General features: G+C 39.9%; 5 protein-coding genes. 4 read left to right on the forward strand and 1 reads right to left on the reverse strand.

The window, feature by feature from the left end; all coding sequences use genetic code 11:
* Window positions 1-30: 30 nt before the first annotated feature.
* Window positions 31-507 carry a group II truncated hemoglobin gene (locus GSY63_RS00100; protein ID WP_166583817.1) on the reverse strand — a complete coding sequence of 159 codons (477 nt, stop codon included), beginning with the start codon at window positions 505-507 and terminating at the stop codon, window positions 31-33.
* A 1093-nt stretch (window positions 508-1600) separates the two neighbouring features.
* Here GSY63_RS00100 and GSY63_RS00105 point away from each other — a divergent pair.
* The 4 genes from GSY63_RS00105 to GSY63_RS00120 all read left to right on the forward strand — a co-directional run bounded on the left by GSY63_RS00105 (window position 1601) and on the right by GSY63_RS00120 (window position 4181).
* On the forward strand, window positions 1601-2386 hold the full coding sequence (locus GSY63_RS00105) for an alpha/beta fold hydrolase (RefSeq protein ID WP_166583818.1): 786 nt from the start codon (window positions 1601-1603) through the stop codon (window positions 2384-2386).
* Window positions 2387-2451: 65 nt separating this feature from the next.
* Window positions 2452-2889, forward strand: coding sequence for a WapI family immunity protein (locus GSY63_RS00110; RefSeq protein ID WP_166583819.1), 438 nt, complete (start codon window positions 2452-2454; stop codon window positions 2887-2889).
* 240 nt (window positions 2890-3129) lie between these two features.
* Window positions 3130-3411 (forward strand): hypothetical protein, encoded by a 282-nt coding sequence (locus GSY63_RS00115; protein WP_166583820.1) that lies wholly within the window; start codon window positions 3130-3132, stop codon window positions 3409-3411.
* Window positions 3412-3929: 518 nt separating this feature from the next.
* Window positions 3930-4181, forward strand: a complete 252-nt coding sequence (locus tag GSY63_RS00120; RefSeq protein WP_166583821.1) for a helix-turn-helix domain-containing protein — start codon at window positions 3930-3932, stop codon at window positions 4179-4181.
* The last annotated feature ends 430 nt before the right edge of the window (window positions 4182-4611 follow it).

Here is a 4611-nt window from a genome sequence, read left to right on the forward strand (position 1 = left end):
CCAAAGTTAAATTTAAACACATGCGAGGAGCTAAGATTGATATGGTCCGCCCGGCACACCCCATCCCCATATAGGCATCGGCATATCAGGCGGTTCTTCTAATTTATCCAGCTTAGAATTGATCACAGCAATACGGGTTCCCCATTCCAGGTAAGCCAAAAAGGCTGATCGGAATTCGGGATCGTCCGGCAATTCAAGTTCATCAGCTGTCTGGAGCAAAAGCTGCATCCATCCTAGCCGTTGCTGTTGGGTCAGATGTTTCGCTAAATGATGACGGATAATCACAAAATGGCTTCCTTCGCTTTCACTGTATATCTTTGGGCCACCCAATACCTCTGCCACAAAATGAGCTACATGCAAACGGTGCTCCTTTGACATGTGCTTAAACAAGGCTTCCAAAATATCGTCCGCCAGTACCTTGTCATAAAACTTGTCAAAAAGTTCCAGAAACATCGGCATGCCGCCAGCCCATTCATAGAGTGTGGGCACAATTTTATTTTCTTCCATGCGATTTGAGCATATAATGTAAACTCCTGATGTTCATTGTTTAGACGAATTTTTGATTTTTAGCCAAAATATTAATTATTAGTTACTTGAGGCCTTCTTGTAGCTTAATTATATAACCAGATAACCGATAACGAGCTAATTCGCATGAAGGCGTTCAGACATAGGTTAAAGTAGCTCAAAATTTAAAAAAAATAAAAAAATCAACTTCGATAAGACTATGATTTGAATTGCTAAATAAATTAGTGTAGTTGTGTCTGCCCGGAACGTTCTAAGCCTGCATTTAATGCTGTATGAATCGATGCACCGTATGAAGGGGATAGCGGGAAGAAGTTCACGAATCGCCGAACATGTATTAATAACCTGAACTCGTTAAGTTCACTGTCGCTGTATTTAGTTTTTATTGCTTCCTGTTCCATACGTGGCAGAACAAAATTCATTTTGAATAGTTGCCGTAAATTAATAGCAATTTGGAATATTTCGGGCAACGATTTAATGGCCAACCGATATTCTCTATAGCCAAATCATTTACTGAAAGATGTCGAAGTGCGAATCCGAGACAACCTGAGGTTCTCGAGGTCCGTTTTTCTTTTTCGGTTAAACTCATCGGGTATTAAATAAAGTATCGCGTTTGATCGCATAGGTCACCATTTATCCGGGTCATTGGAGTAATCTGTAACCTGTCTGCAGCGTCTAAGACAGACCATTGCGCATGAAGGCTAGCTGAATGTCAGATTGCGCAGGGCACCTTTCTTGACCGCCCTAAATTGTTTTGTTTTTTAGTGATACGGGACGGCCAATATTCCTTAATGTTTTTTGATCATACAAACCGAAAGTGCAAAATTCAACATCATTCAAATCGGATTCGAAATAACATTGGATGCAACGGCCATGATGTTGAAGACATCAAATCCCTTTTGTCCGATTCGTTTACGGCCCCTCAACATCATCCAGGCGCCAGTCCTCAAAGGGCAAATCGCTTAATAATTACTTGGAGGCATCAGAAAGTATTCAGTTAATATGCTTTAAGCTCGTAATCTTTATTTTTCTTTGATTGATTCTTTCATTAAAACGCTAAATTGCGGAAAAGAACCTCATGAAAAAATTACTCTTTACGTTATGTTTCGTGTGGAGTGTATTTACTGGCTTCGCACAGCATACCAGAAAAACTATCGTGTTGGTCCCCGGTATTTATTCTACAGCTGTAATTTGGGATAAAGTCATTCCTCTCCTGAAAGCGAAAGGGTACGAGGTGATTGCCATAACCTTCCCAGGACATGGCGATGATCATGCCGATCTTTCTACCCTGACTATGGCTACTTACGCCAGCTCTGTAGAAAAAGCCATTGGCAAACGTAAAAGTATTGTCTTAGTAGGACACAGCATGGGCGGAATGGTTATCAGCCAGGTGGCAGAGGATATCCCCGGACAGATCGGGAAGCTCGTTTATCTCGCTGCTTATATCCCTAAGAACGGAGAAAGTATGTTTACGAAAGTGGGGCAGTCTCCCAAAAATGGCTCAGCAAATTATTTCTCCGTGGACACACTCCACGGGATTTTGAAGATGGACACCTCGAAAGTCTGGCCCTTGTTTGCAGCAGATTCACCGCATCCCTGGATATCCGCGGTTGTTCGACAGCAAAAATATGAAGAGCCAATACGTCCGCTGATTTCACCTGTAGCATTGACCGATGCGAAGTTTGGAAAAGTGAAGAAGAGCTACATTTTTACGACAGCAGACAGCGCGATTTTATATCCCTTCCAGCGAAAGATGGTTCACGAAGGTCGTATCAATGAAACCTACTTGATCAACAGCAGCCATACACCAATGTTTTCACAACCTGAAAGACTTGCTGAGATCATAGAAATGGAAGCAAGGTAAAGAATTACTGCTGCATAATATAGAAAGTTATTAGCGGGCAGCATAAGCTACGCAAAGAAGATACCATGAATAATTCCTCAACCTATTTCGAGCTAATCAATGGAGGCCAAAGGGTTAGAGTTGAGATCACGGGCCATCACTACAATCCGATTCTTCTAGGTCGACCGAACCAAATGTTAAACGGATTCGTCACGGTGAGCAGCAATGCATTACACGGATGTTTTTCTGCTGAATTCATGCCTATCGACTTTCAAATGTTTAGGCAACAATTAGCTTTGTTAATTTACGGATTGGAGAATATCGCAATATTCGAGGGTACAATGGGGCATTTACAATTGCGTTTGCAGGAGTGTCGGGATCATCTGTTTGAAGTTTCAGTAATAGTCTGTCAGCTGCCTGAAATTGGAACGGAATTAAACTATAGGCTTAAACTGGCGAAAACGGATATCGATAAACTCATTGATCAACTTGATCAGATACTTGACCGGTATACTGTATCCTGAATTTTTGAAGAGACTTTATCAATTTACGGAAATAGTAACGATGAATTCTCAGTTCAAATATTCTCCATTTTGCCATATAGCTGCTGGATACGCAAGGAAAACTTATATTTATATGTGCACCAAGAAACAATCCTCAGTTTGTATAATTTTGCTTTATTGTTTTATCATCTTCACACTTTGAGCAAGCTGCTTTATAAACCAAATCTTTAATTGGGTGTTAATAATATAACTGGAGGTATATTGGAAAAACAGCAAATACTTAGCGAATTATTTATAATTGCCAAAGAGTTAAATCGACTCTCCAGGAAATGCGCAAATTATCAGACAAATAGTTTAAATGATGTTCAGCAGCTTAACGAATTGACTATGCGTCACTTATATTTGACGGACATGGCTAAAAAACTTTTGAAAGCATATTGTGCTGACAGCCCTACGCTAGAAAGTCAGATAGGACTCAAAATAACTGAATATAATCTTAACCAAATACTTAAGGAATGTAAAATCTCCTGGTCAGGTGACTAGATTTTCCGATATAACTGCTCTTGGCTAATTAGGATTATACCATATAAGCCGCGATTTATTGCATCTACTGCACCAATATTTTCTGAGCGGAAGAAAGAATAGCACATATTTAGCCCAAAAACCGCGCCTCACACGGTCATGAAATTGATTGCCGCATTTACGGCAAAACGACTTTTGCAACATTAGGGGATTAATTAATTAGTCGGCGCAAGTTAATCATATTAGATATTATGATGCTTATAGATACATACAACCTGGATGAATAAGCCGCGTTTTATTAACAATTTGATGCTTTTTAATATTAACGAACCCCATTATTTCAACATTTGGCCGTTCGTGCCCAAAATTGTTTTTCATAACAAGGGGGATTGACAGTCGATATTGAAAGATTAAGCCAATCGCCAATGCCTATGAAAGGGACATTGCCCCACGTCCAGATGTATCTCACACTACGTTAACAGATCCGAAGGTGTTAAAAACTAAATCGCTCCATCTGCGTATATTGACAAACTATTTGTATGTTTAACACCCAAGCGCTTGCCGATTATATTAAAGAACACCGGGGCCTTAAAGGATTTGGCCAGCTTTATTTAGCTACCAAGCTTAATATATCGCAAAATTGCTACAGTAAAATGGAGCAGGGCTATTCTAAAATTTCGTTCGAGCGCCTATTTGAAATAGCTAAATTATTGGACTTTGATCCCATCGAGGCATTACTTGTAGGACGTGACACCCCTCATGTAATCAAAATTATAATAACGCAGAATTGAGAAAATTCGGTTCCGGTGAATGATCGGATCCATCACTTCATCAGCCTATCTGTTTCTGGATTTGCCTAGCTAGGAGTATTTGCTTTAACCGTTTTCTTCATTTCACCAACTTGGAATGATAAACTAGGATCGGGCAACTGGTTTTTGTGGTTTATTTTTTACCCGACAGGGATGATCTAATTGTCGAATCGGCCAGTTTTCCGCTTCTTTTTTGCGCGTATTAAAAATTGAGAATGCGACTTGACTTGGTATTAAAAGCATAATTTTTAATTTATCCCTGCCTCAATTACTTTATTATTTTTTCGGGACCTTCCAAAGTTAAATTTAAACACATGCGAGGAGCTAAGATTGATATGGTCCGCCCGGCACACCCCATCCCCATATAGGCATCGGCATATCAGGCGGTTCTTCTAATTTATCCAGCTTAGAA

The organism is Mucilaginibacter agri (assembly GCF_009928685.1).
Taxonomy (GTDB): domain Bacteria; phylum Bacteroidota; class Bacteroidia; order Sphingobacteriales; family Sphingobacteriaceae; genus Mucilaginibacter; species Mucilaginibacter agri.